This window comes from Sphingomonas sp. FG14, from assembly GCF_057809675.1.
Genome location: NZ_JBMDKK010000002.1, coordinates 120,196 through 137,544, shown reverse-complemented (window position 1 = coordinate 137,544; position 17,349 = coordinate 120,196). Strand labels below are relative to the sequence as shown.

Here is a 17,349-nt window from a genome sequence, read left to right as displayed (position 1 = left end):
GCCTAGCCGCGCCCGAAATAGAGCTTGTACGGCACCCAGTTCTCGGTGTGCCCGGCGAAGTTCATCCAGACGAACAGGATCGCGGCCGAATAGAGCAGGATGGCCAGCACGATCTGGCCGTTATCGCGCCCATTCCGCCCCAACGCCCTGGGAAGGGACGCCAGCACGAACAATTGCAGCGGGATCAGATACAAGGCCAGACGGTCGACCATCGTCGTTGAACTGGTGAGAAGCATCGCCGGCAGGCATGCCAGCGCCGCGATCGACATGTTCCGCCAGAGCTTGCGATCGGTTTCGCGCAGCAACGCGAACTTCCTTTGGTTGAGCAGGAAGATCGCCGCCGGAATCGCGTTCATCGCCACGCGAACCGCGGCGCCCTGGGAGTCATATTCGCTCTCGATATAGCCATAGACCAGGCGATCGACGGCGCTGTCGAGGAACAGATAATAGAGCATCACAGCCATCACGCCGAGCGCAAGCACCGTCGGGATGCGGCTGCGCGTGCTGGCGAGCGCCGCCAGCGGCAGCACGATCACCGCGGTCTTGTGGAACGTCACGGCGACGATCGTCCAGAAAGTGAACTTGACGATCGATCCGCGCATGAACGCGGCAAGCGCGAGCATGATCAGCCCGATCGCGACCCCCTGCCGCGAATAGCCCATGGCCACCACGATCACGAGATACGGCACCGCCACCGCCATGCCCAGCCAGGGGCGGGGCAAGGTCCGTACGAACGAGACGAGCCCGCAGGCGAAGATCGTGCCGCATGCCAGATTGACGGCGCGCATGTCGAATCCGAGCCGGCCCGCGATCCAGTTGATCGAATAATAACCGGGATCGCCCTGCCCCAGCACCTGAAGCAAAGAGAGATAGCTGACCCGGGTGAAGTGGCTCATATAGCTATCCCAGTCGGCACCGATCTGGTAGCGCAGGCCGATCATCAGCGCGATCACCGCGCCGGCGACGACAAGTGCGGGATTCTTGATCGCCCCCAGCCCGGCCCGTCCGCGCCCGCCTTCTATCGCGAAGATCGCGCACAGCGAGAAGAGCAACCAATAAGCGACCATGCGACCCCGTTCCCAATGCGCGAAAAAAGGCGTCGCAGCCCGCCGGACACTTGGCAAGGGCCCATAAGGCCCAGTGTTACGCATATCTTTAATCCGGCCGCCCTATTGCGCCAGAGCGCCGCGCAAACGCGCCGGAACCGGCTGTTCGCCACGCGCGACGTGAGTAGAGATGACCCGTGCCGGTCATGGGCGGCCATGTGCCGTCCGGTGATCGGCCAGGTGGATTCGGGAGTAGCCAGTTGAAGATCGCGATCTCGATCAACACGAGTTGGAATGTCGTCAATTTTCGCGCCGGCCTGGTCCGCGCGCTGATCGCGCATGGGCATGAGGTGATCGCAGTCACGCCCACCGACGCGCATTCGCCGCGCATCGCCGATCTCGGCGCCCGCTTCGTTCCGCTCGAAATGGATGGACGCAGCAGGTCGCCCGCGCACGATATCGGCCTGGCGCTCAAATATCGCGCGATCTTCAAACGGGAGCGCCCGGACATCTATCTGGGCTTCACCATCAAGCCCAATCTCTATGGATCGATGGCGGCGCATAGCCTGGGCATTCCGGTGGTCAACAACATCACCGGCCTGGGCAAGACCTTTGTCGGCGGCGGCTGGCTCAACCGCGTCGTCACCATGCTCTATCGCGTCGCGCTCAGCCGGTCGCGCACCGTGTTCTTCCAGAATCGCGACGACCGGGCGCTGTTCGCGGCGCGCCGGCTGGTCGATGACGATGTGATCCGGCTTCTGCCCGGCTCCGGCGTCGATCTGGACCGGTTCCGTCCGGGCGAGACGGATGGAAAGGAGCCCGGCCCCTTCACCTTCCTGCTCGTCGCCCGGCTGCTATGGGCGAAGGGCATCGCCCAATATGTGGAGGCCGCGCGGCGGATCTTGAAATCCCATCCGGATACGCGCTTCAGGATCGTCGGCATGATCGATGAATTCGGCGCCGATGGCGTGCCGCGAAGCGCGCTCGACGAATGGCAGGCGGAGGGTGTGATCGAATATCTCGGCCCGGCCGATGATGTCCGGCCCCATATCGCGGCGGCGGACTGCCTGGTGCTGCCGACCTATTATCCCGAAGGCACGCCGCGCATCCTGCTCGAAGGGGCGGCGATGGGGAAGCCGTTGCTCACCACTGACGTTCCCGGCTGTCGCGATGTCGTGGAGGATGGCGTGACCGGCCGGCTGGTCACGCCCCGCGATATCGACGCGCTTCACGCGGCGATGGCTAATCTGCGCGGCCTCTCGCCCCCGGCATTGGCCGCGATGGGCGCGGCCGCGCGTCGCAAGGCGGAGCGGGATTTCGACGAGCGCATCGTGGTGCGGCGCTATCTCGACGCGATCGACGACGCCATCCCCGGATCACTAGCCCGCTGACAAATGGCGCGCCGCGCGGCTCTTCCGGTTTGAAGGCGGCGCGGCCATGAGCCCGAGGCACATCGCGAACACAGCAGCGATGGCGGCCGTCCGAAGCGGATAGTCGACCAGGCTATGTGCCAGGATCGCACCCGAGGCGATCGTGGCGGCGCGCGCGAACGGCGTCGTCTCCGCCGAGCGCCAGATCGACGCGACGCGCGCGATCCACCAGGCCAGGAAGATCAGGATCAGCGCGATTCCGGGCACGCCGGTCTCCAGCGCCAGCTCGATATAGTCGCTATGGACATGGTTCATATAGGTCTGGGTCACCTGGGCCGGATCCTCATAGGTCCGATAGACCTCGACGAAACTGCCAAGGCCCGATCCCAGCGGAAGATGGTCGCCCGCCGCCTCCAGACCGGTCCTGAACGAACCATAGCGCGAATCCGGCGCCCGTTGCGCCTCCACGCCGATCAGGTTGTTGTCGAACGAGCTGCTGAACACCAGCGCCGCGCCGGCGACCGTCAACATGGCGAGCACGCCGACATGCCAGAAACGCGGCTTGAGCTGGAAGCCGATCAGCGCGCTGGCCGCCAGCACCGGAACCGCGAGGCCGAGCCCGGCCAGCGAACCGTTCATGACGACACCGATCACCACCAGCGCGCCCGCCCCGGCGAACAGCACCGTGAGGCCGGACGCCCGGCGCCCGGACTTGTAGCGCGCGCGCGTCGACACCAGCAACGCCGCGAGAAAGGGTATGCAGGCCAGAAGCAGGCTGGCCATGTGATTGACATTGGCGAAGAAGCCGGTGGCGGAACCGAAATTCGCGATATCGTAGAAATACCAGGGCGATGTGCGCGGATCTCCACTCACGGTCTGCAATGCGCCGATGCCGATCGCCGTGACGGTGACGGCGGCGATCGCGATGGCCAGCCAGCCGGCGCGGACCGACTGAAACCGCAGCACGGCGACCAGCATGGCGAAGGCGGGAAGCAGCCAGAGCAGCGATCCCAATGTCGCATGCGGCGAGAGCGAGATCGGCAGCCATGGCAGGGGCTGGCCCAGCATCTGGAAGCCCTGGACGACCTCTCCGCGCCCCGGAAGCTGCGTCCATATCGCCGGCGGCAGGGGCACGAGCTGTAGCAGGACGATCCCCAGCGCCACCGCGCAGATCGCCAGCAACTGACGCGCGGGGCGCGGCGCCGCCGTCTCGCCGCGCACGGACAGGGCGACGGCGATGATCGGCAGCGCGAGGAGCTGGAGGACGGCGTTGGCCCAGATCCCGCGCACGCTGCCGCCGAGCATCAGGCACAGCGCCAGATAGAGCGGAATGATCGAAAGGCGGAGGATGCGCGTCATGATCCGCCGCCCCGCTTGAGACGAAGCGCGCCGATGGTGACGTGGCTGGCGCCACCCGCATCGCCGGGCGCGCCGGTCACCATGAACCACTGGCCGGAACAGCCCTCAGGCACGTCGAAGGCCAGTTGCACCGATTTCTGGCCGCCACCGGTTCCAGGCAATGGCGAAACGGCGAGCACCGACCGGTCGGAAGCGCAACGGATCCGTACCTCCAGGCCAGTCTGGGCGTCAGCCTCTTCGCTCGATACGGTCATGGAAAGCGCATATCGCCCGGGGGCAAGCACGAGCAACTGGCGCGCGAGATCGGCGGGCGCGCGGCCGAAATATTCGATCGCCAACCGGCCGTCCACAGCCGGCTCGGCGACACCGGCGCCGCCAGTGGCGAATTGCCAGTTGAACGGAACCGGACCAGGGCGGCCCGCGAAGCCGGCATCATAGATGCCGCTGGCCGCCACCGGCAGGCCGGTGAAGCGTCGCCAGGCGGCATGGGCCGCCGGGATCTCCCCGCGCGCGACCAGCGCGGTCAGGAAGGGCGCCTGCCATGCCGGAGGCCGCGCACCCGGCGCGGTCGGCCGGATCGGATCAGCCAGGGCGAGAATGGTCCGCGCATCGGCGCCCATCCGGACCAGCTCGACCAGCATCGCATCCTGGAGGACAGGGTTGAGCGGCAATGTCCGGTGAAGCGGCGCGCGCACCTCCGGCAACAACGCGAGCTTGGCCAGTTCCGGGGCGAGCCGTGGCACCAGCGTCGGTTCGAACCGGGCCAGATCCATCAGCTCACGGAAACCCTGCTCGTAATCGCCGGTTTGAAGGCGGTTCTGGTAGGACAGCATCCGCGCCAGCCGCGAACGCGGATCGCGGCGCAGCGCCTCGGCGAGCAGCCGGGCGCCATCCGCCGCCCGTCCCTTCGCCATCGCGGCGGCGCCATCGAACAGGAACGGCTCCGCGACGAGCGGGCTCTTGCGCAGCGCATCATGGCCAAGGCGCACAACCGCCGGCGAAGCCACGGGCAGCCCGGTCGCGTCACCCACGAATTGCGCCGACGCGATCGCCACGCCGAGCTGCGGACTACCCGGGGCCAGGCGCTCGACAAGCTTGGCCGTGCTCGTATCGGCGCTGTTGATCATCGCCGTACGCACGACAAGCCAGGCACAGCCCAGGGCAAGCACCGCCATCAGGATCAGCCGCCCCACCGACGTCGTCACTCCACCCACCGTCAGACGAAATACCTTTAATCGTCGCCCTGCTGCTCGATCAACTTGATCTCGAGCTCACGCTTGTCGATGCTACCGCCATATTTGTACGGCTCATAGCTGTAACCATAGCCGTAACCATAGCCATGTGACTGGCGCTTGAACTTGGTCAGCACGGCGCCGAGGATCTGGCTTCCCGACGATTGCAGGCGATTGATCGAATCCACCGCCACCTTGGTCCGCGTGCGGCTGCTCTCGACCACCATCAGCGTGCCCTGGCACACTGCCCCCAGCAGCGGCGCATCGGCGAGGCCAAGCACCGGAGGCCCGTCCACGATCACCATGTCGAAGCGACCCAGCGCCTCGGTGATGAGCGCGGTGAAACGGCCGGTCGCCAGCAGCTCCGCCGGATTGGGCGGCAGCGGACCGCACGGGATCAGCCAGAGATTCTCGAAATAGGTCTTGAAGGTCTGGCTGTTGAGCGGCTCGTGATTGGTGAGCAGCTTCGAAAGCCCGCGATCCTCCGCCTTCACCTTGAAGGTCGGCTTGCGGAGATCGGCGTCGATCAGCAACACCCGCCGACCGAGCCGCGCGAAATTCTGCGCCATGGCGAGCGCGGTGCTCGATTTGCCTTCCGCCGCGCGGCAGCTCGTGATCAGCAGCGATTTCGGCGCGCCATTGTCCGTGGTGAACTGGAGCGACGTGCGGAGCGAGAAATAGGCTTCGGAGATGTGAGAGGTCTGGTCCTCAAGCTCCTCCGCAAGCGATTTCTGCCCGGTCATCTTGGGAATCACACCCAGCGAAGCGAGCTTGAGCTTGTCACGCACATCGTCGGGCGTGGTGATCGTATCGTTGATGAATTCGATCACGAAGGCGCCGCCGATGCCGATCACGAGGCCCAGCCCGAGACCGATCGCCAGATTGAACGGCAGATTCGGCGAGAAGGGTGATGCAGGGATTTCGGCGCGATCGACGATCGAGACAAGATTGGTGCCGACGCCGCCGGCGACGCCGATCTCCTTGTAGCGCTGCAACAGCGCGTCATAGAGCGAACGGTTCGTATCCACCTCGCGCTGCAGGATATTATATTCGATGCTGCGCCCGCGCAGGTTGATCACCGATCCCTTGAGTTCGGCGACGCGCGCCTGCAGCGTGCGTTCGGCGGCGGCGGCGGCCTGATATTCGGCGCGCAGCGTGTTGGATCGGCCGCTCGCCGTTTGCGCGGCTTCGGACCGGATCTGGCGGTCGAGTTCGTTGATCCGCGAACGCAGGCTGATCATGTCCGGATAGTCCGGCTTCATCGTGGTCAGCTTTTCGCGATATTCCGCCTCCAGCGCCACGCGCTGCTGGCGGATCGCCTGGGTGCTCTGGTTGACTTCGGCGGTCATGCCGACGGCGGCGGTCTGACGATAGGCCTGCTCGGCCGCGATCCGCTTGGTCTGCGCCTCCGCCAGCGCTTCGTTCAGCGCGACCAGCGAGGCGCCCTGCAACGAGTTGACGTCGGCGCTGACCTGATCCTTCTGCTGGTTGACCGTGTTGATGATGCCCTGCGCCTGCGCATATTCGACAAGCTGGCGTTCGGATTTCTCCAGCTCGCCCTTTACCTTGGCGATCTGCTGCTGGAGGAAGTTGCGCGCATAGGAGGATGCGTCGTAGCGCCGCTCCAGATTGGTCGCGATGAAGCTGTCCGCGAACTTGTTGGTGATCTGTGCCGCGAGCGCGGGCGATGTCGCCGAATAGCTGATCTTGATCAACTGGCCCGAGGGTGCGGGCTGCACCGAGAAACCTTCACCCAGCTTGCCGACGGCGATCTTGGCGCGTTGCTCGCGCGCCCCCCCGGCCGGCACGAATTCGGCATTGGACGCGAGGTTCAACTCCTGCGCGACGCGCTGGGCAAGGCTGCGGCTCTGCAACAGGCCCACCTGCGTCGCCAGATAGTCGCCATTCTTGGTCGCCTGCGCCTGTCCCTTGGAATCTTCCAGGATCTCCACGGTCGGCGGATTGATCTCCAGCGTCGCGGTGCCGCGATAGAGTGGCGTGGTGAACAGCGTGAGCAGCACCGCGCCGACCAGGCCGACCGCGACCGCGCCGACGATCAGCCAGCGCCATTCCATGATGATGCGCAGGATCGCGGCGAGGTTGATATCCCCGCCATCGGAACCGCCATAGCTTCGCTGGCCCGTATCGATCGGCAGAGCGACGGCACCGCCCGAACGACGGACGATCTGGCGGACGCGATAGTCCGATCGATCGATATCCTGGTTGGTCATATCAGGCGAAAACCCCTTTGGTCCGACCGGATCAGATCGGCAGGAAAGCGAAGAACGGAACGGACTGCATCAACTGCTTCTGCGCGGCCTTGATCGCCGATCCATCGACGACGATGATATCGCCGGCATAGACCGCCGGATCCTCCATCTCGCCTTTGCGGATGCTGGTCAGATCGAACGCGGCGGCCGAGCGCTTGCCCTTGATCTGGCGGAAGATCGCGACGCGCTTCGGATTTGCGTTCTCGTCGGCGCCGCGCGCCATCGCAACCGCCTGCATCAGCGTCATCGGACCATCGACCTGGAAGATACCGGGCTGGCGCACCGATCCGTCGACGGTCACGTTGCGGCGGGTCGAGGATTTGATGCCGACGCTTACATCGGGCGATTGCAGATATTTCTCGCCATATTTCTCGGTGAGGACGGTATCGAGCTCCGCCGTCGTCATGTCGACGGCCTTGACCTCGCCCAGCAGCGGCAGGGAAATGCGCCCGGTCAGGTCGACCTGATATTCGCCCGAGAGATCGGCCATCTTGAAGACGGTGATCTTCAGCGTGTCCATCGGCGCGATCTTGTAGCCATCCTCCAGCGCGAAGGTGACCGGCTCGTCCGGCTTGCCGAAGTCCTTCACATCATAGGGAATCGGCCCGCCGCGCGTGCCCGCGCAACCGGCCAGCAGCAGCATCAACACAGCGATCAGGGAAAAGCGGGTCGCAAAGCGAACGGCCGATCGATCAGCTTTGAGCAGTTCCATCACGCGATCATCCTTCGGCACATCGGACTGGCCGGGTCTCAGAACGACCCGGAGTGGGGTACGGATCCGTAACGTCAGCTACCGGATCATTTTTTCCGACTTTACGCTCCGGCCGTTAACGAAACCTGCTCCAGACCTTCAAAAAGGCCTGTTTTATTGGTTTTCAGATACCATCGGCGATCCTCCTCCACCGCCAGCGCGGTCAGATTGCCCGTGCGATAGGCCCCGGTGTCGATCCCGATCCGGTTGGACTGCTCATCGACCTCCTCGACCACGGTATGGCCGTGGATGACGACAAATCCGTGATCGGTCCGGTCGCTGAGGAACGGTTCGCGGATCCAGTGGAGATCCGCCGGGGTCTGCTCGCCCAGCGACACGCCCGGCCGGATACCCGCATGAACGCACAGATAGTCGCCGAAACGGAAGGTGTCGCCGAAGCTTCTCAGGAATGCGCGATGCGCGCGCGGGATCTTCGCGCGCATGCGGTCGATCGCCGCCATCGGATCGATCTGCGCCAGCGTATCGGGATCGAGCCCATAGCTCGCGACGCAGGTGTCGCCGCCATATTTCAGCCAATCGGCCAGGATTTCGCCCTCGCCCTCCAGGATGCGCAGCAGCGCTTCCTCGTGATTGCCGCGCAGGAAGATCGGGAACAGGCCCAGCGGCGCATAGGTGCGCAGCCGCTCGATCACGCCCGCCGAATCCGGGCCGCGATCGATCAGGTCGCCAAGGAAGACCAGGAAGGTCTTTTTTGGCGTCCTGTTAACCATGTCCTGCACGACCTGGGCGAGCAGCTCGTCCAGCAGATCGAGTCGACCGTGCACGTCGCCGATCGCATAGAGCCGACAGCCTGCCTTGCCCGAGCATACGCGCCGCGCATTTCCCCGCCGCAACAAACTCGACCAGAGATCCGACACCGCAGATCCTTTTTTACTCAATGAACCGTTGATCATACTCATTGACCGCAAACCGTTTTCAATCTGTGAACCGGTCGATCGAAAAAGGCGATGACGTTTTGTGCGGCGCAGCGACGATTCAGAGCATTTGCGCGACGAACAGCGCCGTGAGCGGGGCGAACGCCCCGCACAGCAGGTGCTGGAGCGTCTGGATCAGCCGGGGTGACCATGGATCCGGCCCGTCCGTGGCGGCCGGTTCGTGACGCGGCAGGCTCGCGATGATCAGGCTCGCCTCCAGCGACAGGCTCTGCCGCGACGTCTTGATGAGATGACCCAGCTCCGCCGTCACCTTGCCCTCCCCATCATGGCGATAGGCGAGAAGATTGTGGTAGATGAGGCGAAGGCTCCGTTCGAAATCGACCTCGCCGCCGCGCGCATTGCGCAGGATCGCCTTGGGCACCCGGAACGGCCCCTGCACGCTCCACCATCCCAGCAGCCCGGTGATCAGGCTCGCGCGCAACGCTTCCTTGCGCGCGCAATCGGGGCAGAAATTGCCGGCATCATAGCGTCGCCAGCTATAGACCAGTGCCGATATGATGATCGGAAAGCGGATATGACGGGGCTGCAACGCAAGATCGCCGCACCGGTCGCAGCGCAGCGGCGCCAGCGCGACCTGGCCCGTATCGAGCTCCCGCTGCTCCGGCGCATGCCAATCCGCGTGATCGGCCTCGACGACGGTGAGCGCGCGATAGGCTTCGGTGATCCGCTGGAACCGGGCATGCGCGCGGGGTGCGGGATTGACGTCCGGATGCCATCGCTTGATCAGCCGGACATAGGCCGCGCGGATCATCTCGGGCGAAGCGTCGCTCCTCAGGCCCAGCGCACGATGGTGATCGCGATCGGACGCGGGCGCTTCAGGGCTCATTGGAGAGCCATGGCATCTTCGATCGGTTCGGGGGGTTAACCGACATCCTTATCCGCGCGGCAACGACGTTGCGCGCCCATGCGGACCCGATCGGACGATATTCCGCATGGCGACCACTCCCGCACCTGATTCCGCGACCTGAATCGGCGGAGCACCCTAACCCAAGACAGTCGAGAACGGGACCTGATTTTCGATGAAATGACGCGATATCAAGAACCAGGCGTGGATTTGAGCGGCATCGCCAGCCCCGCCACGACAAACACCGCCTCCCCCACGCATGCGGCAACCGCCTGATTGACGGTGCCGGCGACATCGCGAAAGCGCCGCGCCAGCGCATTGTCCGGCACGATCCCCAGCCCAACTTCATTGGCGACGAGGATCACCGGCCCAGGCGCGGCGGCGATCGCGCGCACCAGTCCCGCCGCCTCGGCCATGACGTCGCGATCGGCGAGCATCAGGTTCGACGCCCAGAGCGTCAGGCAATCGACCAGCAGGATCCGGCCCGGCGCGCTTTCCGCCGCGATGGCGTCGGCCAGTTCGAGCGGCGCCTCCACCGTGACCCAGCGATCGCCGCGATCGGCGCGATGGCGCGCGATGCGGTCGGTCATCTCGGCATCGAAAGCCTGCCCCGTCGCCACGAAGACCAGTTCGCCCGTCATGGCCTCGGCGCGCGCCTGCGCATAGCGGCTCTTGCCCGATCGCGCCCCACCCAGCACGAACAGCGTTCCGGCGCTCATGCCGCCGCCTCCCCCGCAAGCGCGATCATCGCGTCGATATCGAGATGCGCTTCCAGCGCGCCGGCGATCTCGTCGAGCGCGGCGTCGACCGAGGCGCGATAATCGCCCCCCGCCCCCGCCACGCCAATCCGCGCCAGCAACGCGCACCGCTGCGCCGCATCGGCAAGCAGGCCGTGAACATAGCTTCCCATCACCAGCCCGCCTTCGCTGATCGCGCCATCGCGGCGGCCGTCGTCGAACAGCGCGAACGGGCGCGCGGCATCGGGGCCGGTGGTTTCGCCCATATGCATCTCATAACCGTCGAACCGGGCGCCAAGCGCCGTTCCCGCCACCGCGCGCAGCGCCTTGGCCGGCCCCAGCACGGTCTGGACGTCGAGCAGCCCAAGCCCGTCGATCATGCCCGCCGGCCCCTCTATCCCCTCCGGGTCGGCGATGCGCGTGCCCAGCATCTGATAGCCGCCGCACAGGCCCAGGATCGCGCCGCCGCGACGGCGATGCGCGCGGATGTCGATATCCCAGCCCTGTTCGCGGAGCGCCGCCATGTCGGCGATCGTCGCCTTCGATCCGGGCAGCACGATCAACGCGGCGTCAGCCGGAATGGGCTGGCCGGGCGGCACCATGACCAGTTCGACATCGGGTTCGAGCTTCAATGGATCGAGATCGTCGAAATTCGAGATTCGCGGCAGGATCGGGCAGGCGATGCGTTTACGCGCTTCCCCGCGCGGCGCGACGCGTTCCAGCACCACCGCATCCTCGCTGGGCAGGCGCGCGGTGGCGGGCAACCAGGGCAATACGCCGAAGCCCCGCCAGCCCGAAAGCGCCGCGATCTGATGATAGCCGTCCTCGAACAGCGCCGGATCGCCACGGAACTTGTTGATCAGGAAACCGCGGATCATCGCGGCGTCGGCGGGATCGATCACCGCCCGGGTGCCGACGATCGCCGCGATCACGCCGCCGCGATCGATGTCGCCGATCAGCACCACCGGCACATCGCCCGCGCGGGCGAAACCCATATTGGCGATGTCGCCCGCGCGCAGGTTGATCTCGGCGGGCGACCCCGCCCCTTCGACCACCACGATATCGCATGCGGCGTATAGCCGGCGATAGCTCGCCATCACCTCGTCCAGCAGGGCGCCGCGCGCCTCGCGGAAATTTCCCGATCCCAGCGTTCCCCGCACCCGGCCATGCACGATGAGCTGCGCGGTGCGGTCCGCCTGCGGCTTGAGCAGCACGGGATTCATGTCGCTATGCGGTTCCACGCGCGCGGCGATCGCCTGGAGCGCCTGCGCGCGCCCGATCTCGCCGCCGTCGATTGTCACCGCCGCGTTGTTGGACATGTTCTGCGGCTTGAAGGGCAATATCTTCAGCCCGCGATTGGAAAGCGCGCGGCAGACACCCGCGACGATCACCGACTTGCCGACATCCGAGCCGGTTCCCTGAAACATCACAGCGCCCATGCGATCCCCCCTGCGACGGCCCACAGGCACAGGCAAGCGCGGAGATAGACACGAAGCGCGCGCCGGATCTCCCCGGCGCCGGCCGGGCGGTCCCCCTCGCCGATCCACGGCTTGTGGTGAACGACGCCGTCATAGGCGACCGGCCCCGCGAGCCTGAGCCCCAGAACGCCGGCCATCGCCGCTTCGGTCCAGCCCGCATTGGGCGATGCGTGACGGCCGGCGTCGCGCAGCATGATGCGCCAGCCGCGCCCGCCGGCCAGGCAGATGGCGATGCCGGCCAGCCGCGCCGGGATCAGGTTCAGCACATCGTCCAGCCGCGCCGCCGCCCAGCCAAAGGCGCGCCATCGTTCCTCGCGGTGGCCGATCAGGCTGTCCGCCGTGTTGACCGCCTTGTAGATCCAGATGCCGGGAAGCCCGCACGCCAGCAGCCAGAACAGCGGCGCCGCGATGCCGTCACAAAAGCTTTCGGCGAGGCTTTCGATCGCCGCGCGCGCGACGCCGGCCTTGTCGAGTTCGGCGGTATCGCGCCCGACGATCATGCCGACCGCCGACCGCGCGGCGTGCAGGTCCTCCGCCTCGAGCGCCGCCGCGACGGGACGGACATGATCGTACAGGCTGCGCTGGGCGAGCCCGGGCGACGCCAGCAGCGCCACCGCCAGCCATCCCCAGCCACCGGCCATTGTCAAAAACGCATATTGCAGCGCCCAGGCAGCCCCACCCGCCACCAGCAGCAATATCGCGACCAGCGCGATGCCGGCGGAGCGGCGGAACGCCGATCCGCGCCATGGCTGGTTCCAGCGCCGCTCTCCCCATTGGATGAGGCGCGCGAACAGGCCGACCGGGTGGCCGATCCGTCGATAGAGCCCGGGCGGCCAGCCGATGGCCGCGTCGATCGCCAGCGCGAGCGAGGCGACCGGATCAGCCATGGCCGAGCGCCCGATCGAGCCGATCGAGCGCCGCGTCACCGCCCGGCAGGCCGAAGCGCAGCGAGCGCGGATCATGATCGAAAGGGCGCGTGAGGATAGCCCGGCGCGCCAGCCGCCCGAACAATTCCGCCGCCATGTCGGTTTCGACCAGACGGAAGAGCGGGCATGCGCCGATCGGTGAAAGGCCGTGGCGAACAAGCACGGCATCGAGCGCCGCCGCGTCGGCGAACAGCCGGGCGCGCATCTCCCCGGCCCAATCGAGATCGCGATAGGCGGCCACGCCGATCGCCAGCGCGGCGGCGGAGACCGGCCAGCTCCCAAGCGCGGCGCGAAAACGGGCGATCAATGCGCGGGGGCCGAGCACGAACCCCAGGCGCAGCCCGGCCAGCCCGAAGAACTTGCCGAAGGACCGGAAGATGACCAGCGACCGGTCATCCGCCACCAGACCAGCCAGGCTGACCTCCGGCACAGCATCGGCGAAGGCTTCGTCGACGACCAGCCAGTGCGAGGCCGCCGCCAGCCGCGACAGATGCGCGGCCAGCACCTGGGGCGCGACGATCCGACCGTCGGGATTGTTGGGATTGGCGATGACGAGATTGCCCGCCGACAGCGTATCGATCGCGTCGAACGAAATGGCCATGCTCCCGGCGAAGATCTCGCCATGGGTACGATAGGCGGGCGCGACATGGTTCGCCGGGCCGGGCAATAGCGCCCCCAGCAAACGAAGCCCGATCTCGGTGCCGGGCAGCGCGCAGACGAAGCCGGGATCCACGCCGAAAAAGCCGGCGGCCGCCCGCTCCAGATCCACCAGCCCGTCCTCGTCGGGCAAGGCCCGCCAGTCGATGGGCATGGGGTCCACGCCCAGCCCACCCCGAGGAGTCCAGCCATGGGGATTGATGCCGGTGGAGAGATCGAGCCACGGCCCGGCCGCATCGCCATAGACGGCGCGCGCCGCGCCCAGCCTGCCGCCATGAACGGTCCAGCGCCCGCTCATGCGAACCGCGCCACGATCGCCAGCGCGAGCAGCAGGCCGGTCTCAACCAGTTCGATGCCCGCGCCATGGCCGTCGCCGGAAATCCCGCCCAGGGTCCGGCGGATGCGCCAGCCCCACCACAGCATCAGCAAGGGCGCGGCAAGCAGCGCGGGGACCAGCCAGGATGCGGCCAGCAACGCCACCGTCCAGACCATGATGTCGACCGGCCGCACCGCCGCGCGGAAGCGAGCAGCCAGCCCCTGATGGAGCGGCGGCAGCCACAACGCCCAAACCAGCGGCCCGATCCGCGCGGCGAAAGGAAGCAGGATCAGCGCAAAGGTCAGATGCGCCTCGATCGCCGCGTGTAGCAGCACCAGTTTCGCGACAAGCTGGAGCACGATCGCGACCACGCCGAAGCTGCCGACATGCGGATCGGCCAGCACCGCGAGCAGGCGTTCGCGATCCTTGTGCGCGGCGCCGCCCGCATCCGCGAGATCGGACAGGCCGTCGAGATGAAGCGCGCCGGTGACCGCCACCCACATGGCGAGCGCGAGCAAGGCGCCGATCCAGGGATCGACCAGCCCGCCGGCCCGGGCTGTGCCCGCGACCAAGCCGCCGATCACCAGACCGGCCGCAGGGAACCAGCGCATCGACGCGGCGAAATCGGCTTCGCTCGCGCTGATCCGCGGCGTCGGCAGGCGCGTGAGGAATTGCAGCGCGAGGATGAAGCCCTTCACGTGCACAGCCCCGTGATCTGCGCCGACGGACGCTCGCCTGGCCAGACCCGCAGCGTCAGCAACGATGCATAGGGCAGATCGAACGCCCAGGCCTGACGCGGACCGAATCCGCAGAGCCACGCCAGCGCCGCGCGCATCGCCCCGCCATGGGTGACGACCAGTGTATCGCGTGGCGGCAGCTCCGCCATCGCCGCCGCCACGCGCGCGACCAGTGACGACCATGTTTCGCCGTCCGGCGGCGGATATGTGTCGGGATCATCCCAGAAACGCGCCAGCGCCGCCGCGTCGAGATCGCGCGCCGCCTTGCCGTCCCATTCGCCGAAATCGAGCTCGCGCCAGCGCGGATCGATGGCGACCGGCAAGGCCAGCACCGCCCCCAGCGCCTCGCCCGCAAGCCGCGCGCGCGAAAGATCGGAAGCGGCAAGCGCCTGAATCGCGAGTGTGCCCGCCCGATCGACGCAGGCGGCGATGCCCTCCGCGGTCGGCGGGCTATCGGTGCGCCCCAGCATCCGCCCCGTCCGCTCGGGTGCGCCATGGCGGAGAAGATGGAGCAGGAAGCCACTCATCCGGCGTCCGACACGCCGGCCTCGGCGAATGTCGCCATGCCGCCATGCGCGGCGAGCGCGGCGCGGACGATGGCGGTGGCGACGGCGGCGCCGCTGCCCTCACCCAGCCGCATGCCGAGCGCCAGCAGCGGATCGAGGCCGAGCCGGTCGAGCAATCGGCGATGGCCCGGCTCCGCCGAGCAGTGCCCCGCCAGGCAATGATCGGTGATCGCACCCACCATCGCCGCCAGCGGCGCCACCGCCGAACAGCAGATGAAACCGTCGAGGATGACGGGTATCCGCGCCATGCGCGCCGCGACCACCGCCCCCGCGATCGCCGCGATTTCACGCCCGCCGACGCGGCGCAGCGTTTCGAACGGCGTCAGCGGCGCGGCGGCGTGGAAGGCGATCGCGCGATCGACCACCACGCGCTTGCGGGCGATGCCGGCATCGTCGATGCCCGTGCCGGGCCCGACCCAATCGGCCGCCGATCCGCCAAAGCTGCGCGCACACAGCGCCGCCGCCGCCGTCGAATTGCCGATCCCCATCTCGCCCAGCACGAGCAGGTCGAGGCCCGGTTCGACCACCGCCGCGCCCGCCGAAAGCGCGGCAAGGCATTCGCCCTCATCCATCGCCAGCGCGATCGTGAAATCGGCGGTCGGACGATCGAGATCGAGCGGCACGACCGCCAGTTCAAGCCCGGCCGCGCCCGCCAGCGCGTTGATCGCCGCGCCGCCCCGCTCGAAATTGGCGACCATCTGGACAGTCACCTCCGGCGGAAAGGCGCTGACGCCATGCGCGGTGACGCCATGATTGCCCGCGAAGATCGCGACGCGCGCGCGATCGATCGCGGGCAGTGCCCGCCCCTGCCAGCCGGCGAGGAAGATCGCGATATCCTCCAGCCGGCCGAGCGAACCGGCGGGCTTGGTCAATTGCGCCTGACGCGCACGCGCCGCCGCGGCCGCGTCGGGATCGATGACGGGCAACGCGCCCAGCGCCGCCTCGAACGCGGCGACCGTCGCGAAGCCGGTCATTCCGACACCACGAAGCCGGCCGGCGGCGTGCGCGTGATGAAATGGCCCTTCACCCCCTGCGGCCACAGCGCGAACGGCACGCGGCCATGCGCGCTTTCGGCATATTGGACGGCATAATCGAGGATGGCGCGAGCGGCATCCTCATCGGGCGTGAAACGGCCCATCACATAGCCGACCTTGTCGGGCGCACGCAGATGCACGGTGCAGAAATCGCCGCATGCGAACAGGCACGGCATGTCCTGCACCGCGATCCCGGCATAGCGGGGATCGGACGCCTTCACCGTCCGAAGCGCTTCGGCCATGCGCGCGCCGCCACGCCGCCCTTCGCCATCCTCACGCGCGTCGCGCGCGTGCCGGCAGGTGCTGCAGGCGACCACCGCCGGCCCATCCTCTACACGCCGGAGCATCGCTTCACCTCCTGACGCACCAGATCATGCGCCGTCTGCCGATCGGCGCGCAGCGTTTCGACCACGCGCCGGAGGCGGTCATTCTCCGCCTCCAGCACGGCGACCCGGCGCAGCAATGCCGCGTCGGGCGAATGGCCGGTCATGCGGCGGCAGCCCGGCCACGCGCGGCGGGCACGCCCAGCGCGACAAGGCCGTGATACAGCGCGAACAAGCCGATCAGGATCGCGCCGTTGCGCAGGAACTGGCGCGCGAGAATGTCCGGATCGAGCGCCGTCGCCACGCCGCCCAGCCAGACGGAAAAGGCCAGGATCACCAGCTTGAAGGCGACGAAGCCCACGCCATAGGCGATGGCCAGCCGCAGCGCGATGGATCTGCCGCCCAGGCGATCGAGCGCGGCATAGGCGCCGGCGGCGGAGCCCAGCGCGGCGACCGCCAGGCCGATTGCCCAGCCCGTCGTGGTCTCCTTCATCTCGTAACCCAGGATCAGGAAGCCGGTGAGCTGGCTGGCGAGCCAGGCGAGCCCCATCAACGTCATGCCGTCACGCCGATGCATATGGACGGCGGCGAGCGCGGCGAGCGCGGGAAACGGCGTCGCGCAGGACAGGAGGAGCGTCGTGACGGTGCTCGCCACGGTCAGCAACATGATCCAGATGGTGGAGGCGCCGCGCTGTGCCAAAGGGCTCCGGGGCAGACGGCTTTCGGTATTGATCGTCATCGTCATTC

General features: G+C 67.3%; 18 protein-coding genes. 1 reads left to right on the top strand and 17 read right to left on the bottom strand.

Translation table 11 applies throughout. The features are described 5' to 3' along the window. Positions 1–2: 2 nt before the first annotated feature. Positions 3–1,067: an EpsG family protein gene (locus ACODTA_RS08820; RefSeq protein WP_489065531.1), complete on the bottom strand. Its 1,065-nt coding sequence runs from the start codon at positions 1,065–1,067 to the stop codon at positions 3–5. A 239-nt stretch (positions 1,068–1,306) separates the two neighbouring features. On the opposite strand from ACODTA_RS08820, the gene ACODTA_RS08815 reads away from it, so the two are divergent. After that, positions 1,307–2,437, top strand: coding sequence for a glycosyltransferase family 4 protein (locus ACODTA_RS08815; RefSeq protein WP_489065530.1), 1,131 nt, complete (start codon positions 1,307–1,309; stop codon positions 2,435–2,437). Here the strand turns inward: ACODTA_RS08815 and ACODTA_RS08810 are convergent. The 16 genes from ACODTA_RS08810 to ACODTA_RS08735 form a co-directional block, all read right to left on the bottom strand. Next, positions 2,426–3,775 (bottom strand): O-antigen ligase family protein, encoded by a 1,350-nt coding sequence (locus ACODTA_RS08810; RefSeq protein ID WP_489065529.1) that lies wholly within the window; start codon positions 3,773–3,775, stop codon positions 2,426–2,428. The genes ACODTA_RS08815 and ACODTA_RS08810 overlap by 12 nt on opposite strands. After that, the gene (locus tag ACODTA_RS08805) at positions 3,772–4,980 is read right to left on the bottom strand and encodes a hypothetical protein (protein ID WP_489065528.1); all 1,209 of its coding nucleotides are present in this window, start codon (positions 4,978–4,980) and stop codon (positions 3,772–3,774) included. The genes ACODTA_RS08810 and ACODTA_RS08805 overlap by 4 nt, the downstream gene beginning before the upstream one ends. A gap of 26 nt (positions 4,981–5,006) precedes the next feature. Further along, a complete protein-coding gene (locus ACODTA_RS08800) occupies positions 5,007–7,238 on the bottom strand; it encodes a GumC family protein (protein WP_489065527.1) in 2,232 nt (743 codons plus the stop codon). A 31-nt stretch (positions 7,239–7,269) separates the two neighbouring features. Next, entirely contained in the window at positions 7,270–7,989 is a 720-nt protein-coding gene (locus ACODTA_RS08795; RefSeq protein ID WP_489065526.1) for a polysaccharide biosynthesis/export family protein, read from the bottom strand. 101 nt (positions 7,990–8,090) lie between these two features. Further along, positions 8,091–8,906: a metallophosphoesterase family protein gene (locus ACODTA_RS08790; RefSeq protein ID WP_489065525.1), complete on the bottom strand. Its 816-nt coding sequence runs from the start codon at positions 8,904–8,906 to the stop codon at positions 8,091–8,093. Between the two features lie 118 nt (positions 8,907–9,024). Then, positions 9,025–9,810: a J domain-containing protein gene (locus tag ACODTA_RS08785; protein ID WP_489065524.1), complete on the bottom strand. Its 786-nt coding sequence runs from the start codon at positions 9,808–9,810 to the stop codon at positions 9,025–9,027. Positions 9,811–10,019: 209 nt separating this feature from the next. Beyond that, positions 10,020–10,547: a bifunctional adenosylcobinamide kinase/adenosylcobinamide-phosphate guanylyltransferase gene (cobU, locus tag ACODTA_RS08780; protein ID WP_489065523.1), complete on the bottom strand. Its 528-nt coding sequence runs from the start codon at positions 10,545–10,547 to the stop codon at positions 10,020–10,022. Next, positions 10,544–12,004 carry a cobyric acid synthase gene (locus ACODTA_RS08775; RefSeq protein WP_489065522.1) on the bottom strand — a complete coding sequence of 487 codons (1,461 nt, stop codon included), beginning with the start codon at positions 12,002–12,004 and terminating at the stop codon, positions 10,544–10,546. Before ACODTA_RS08775 ends, cobU begins: the two co-directional genes overlap by 4 nt. After that, positions 11,992–12,930: an adenosylcobinamide-phosphate synthase CbiB gene (gene cbiB, locus ACODTA_RS08770; RefSeq protein ID WP_489065521.1), complete on the bottom strand. Its 939-nt coding sequence runs from the start codon at positions 12,928–12,930 to the stop codon at positions 11,992–11,994. The genes ACODTA_RS08775 and cbiB overlap by 13 nt, the downstream gene beginning before the upstream one ends. After that, positions 12,923–13,924 carry a threonine-phosphate decarboxylase gene (locus ACODTA_RS08765; RefSeq protein WP_489065520.1) on the bottom strand — a complete coding sequence of 334 codons (1,002 nt, stop codon included), beginning with the start codon at positions 13,922–13,924 and terminating at the stop codon, positions 12,923–12,925. Before ACODTA_RS08765 ends, cbiB begins: the two co-directional genes overlap by 8 nt. Continuing rightward, entirely contained in the window at positions 13,921–14,640 is a 720-nt protein-coding gene (locus ACODTA_RS08760) for an adenosylcobinamide-GDP ribazoletransferase (RefSeq protein ID WP_489065519.1), read from the bottom strand. Before ACODTA_RS08760 ends, ACODTA_RS08765 begins: the two co-directional genes overlap by 4 nt. Next, positions 14,637–15,206, bottom strand: coding sequence for a histidine phosphatase family protein (locus ACODTA_RS08755; protein ID WP_489065518.1), 570 nt, complete (start codon positions 15,204–15,206; stop codon positions 14,637–14,639). Before ACODTA_RS08755 ends, ACODTA_RS08760 begins: the two co-directional genes overlap by 4 nt. Then, positions 15,203–16,219: a nicotinate-nucleotide--dimethylbenzimidazole phosphoribosyltransferase gene (gene cobT, locus ACODTA_RS08750; protein WP_489065517.1), complete on the bottom strand. Its 1,017-nt coding sequence runs from the start codon at positions 16,217–16,219 to the stop codon at positions 15,203–15,205. Before cobT ends, ACODTA_RS08755 begins: the two co-directional genes overlap by 4 nt. After that, a complete protein-coding gene (locus ACODTA_RS08745) occupies positions 16,216–16,626 on the bottom strand; it encodes a DUF1636 domain-containing protein (protein ID WP_489065516.1) in 411 nt (136 codons plus the stop codon). Before ACODTA_RS08745 ends, cobT begins: the two co-directional genes overlap by 4 nt. Beyond that, positions 16,611–16,769, bottom strand: a complete 159-nt coding sequence (locus ACODTA_RS08740; RefSeq protein ID WP_489065515.1) for a hypothetical protein — start codon at positions 16,767–16,769, stop codon at positions 16,611–16,613. The genes ACODTA_RS08745 and ACODTA_RS08740 overlap by 16 nt, the downstream gene beginning before the upstream one ends. Beyond that, positions 16,766–17,341: a hypothetical protein gene (locus ACODTA_RS08735; protein WP_489065514.1), complete on the bottom strand. Its 576-nt coding sequence runs from the start codon at positions 17,339–17,341 to the stop codon at positions 16,766–16,768. Before ACODTA_RS08735 ends, ACODTA_RS08740 begins: the two co-directional genes overlap by 4 nt. Positions 17,342–17,349: the final 8 nt, after the last annotated feature.

Excerpts from the sequence above, each read along its gene's own strand:
- cobT (WP_489065517.1), bottom strand. The coding sequence starts at position 16,219 with ATGACCGGCTTCGCGACGGTCGCCGCGTTCGAGGCGGCGCTGGGCGCG.
- cbiB (WP_489065521.1), bottom strand. The coding sequence starts at position 12,930 with ATGGCTGATCCGGTCGCCTCGCTCGCGCTGGCGATCGACGCGGCCATC.
- cobU (WP_489065523.1), bottom strand. The coding sequence starts at position 10,547 with ATGAGCGCCGGAACGCTGTTCGTGCTGGGTGGGGCGCGATCGGGCAAG.
- ACODTA_RS08820 (WP_489065531.1), bottom strand. The coding sequence starts at position 1,067 with ATGGTCGCTTATTGGTTGCTCTTCTCGCTGTGCGCGATCTTCGCGATA.
- ACODTA_RS08775 (WP_489065522.1), bottom strand. The coding sequence starts at position 12,004 with ATGGGCGCTGTGATGTTTCAGGGAACCGGCTCGGATGTCGGCAAGTCG.
- ACODTA_RS08800 (WP_489065527.1), bottom strand. The coding sequence starts at position 7,238 with ATGACCAACCAGGATATCGATCGATCGGACTATCGCGTCCGCCAGATC.
- ACODTA_RS08795 (WP_489065526.1), bottom strand. The coding sequence starts at position 7,989 with ATGGAACTGCTCAAAGCTGATCGATCGGCCGTTCGCTTTGCGACCCGC.
- ACODTA_RS08740 (WP_489065515.1), bottom strand. The coding sequence starts at position 16,769 with ATGACCGGCCATTCGCCCGACGCGGCATTGCTGCGCCGGGTCGCCGTG.
- ACODTA_RS08785 (WP_489065524.1), bottom strand. The coding sequence starts at position 9,810 with ATGAGCCCTGAAGCGCCCGCGTCCGATCGCGATCACCATCGTGCGCTG.
- ACODTA_RS08810 (WP_489065529.1), bottom strand. The coding sequence starts at position 3,775 with ATGACGCGCATCCTCCGCCTTTCGATCATTCCGCTCTATCTGGCGCTG.
- ACODTA_RS08745 (WP_489065516.1), bottom strand. The coding sequence starts at position 16,626 with ATGCTCCGGCGTGTAGAGGATGGGCCGGCGGTGGTCGCCTGCAGCACC.
- ACODTA_RS08765 (WP_489065520.1), bottom strand. The coding sequence starts at position 13,924 with ATGAGCGGGCGCTGGACCGTTCATGGCGGCAGGCTGGGCGCGGCGCGC.
- ACODTA_RS08755 (WP_489065518.1), bottom strand. The coding sequence starts at position 15,206 with ATGAGTGGCTTCCTGCTCCATCTTCTCCGCCATGGCGCACCCGAGCGG.
- ACODTA_RS08735 (WP_489065514.1), bottom strand. The coding sequence starts at position 17,341 with ATGACGATCAATACCGAAAGCCGTCTGCCCCGGAGCCCTTTGGCACAG.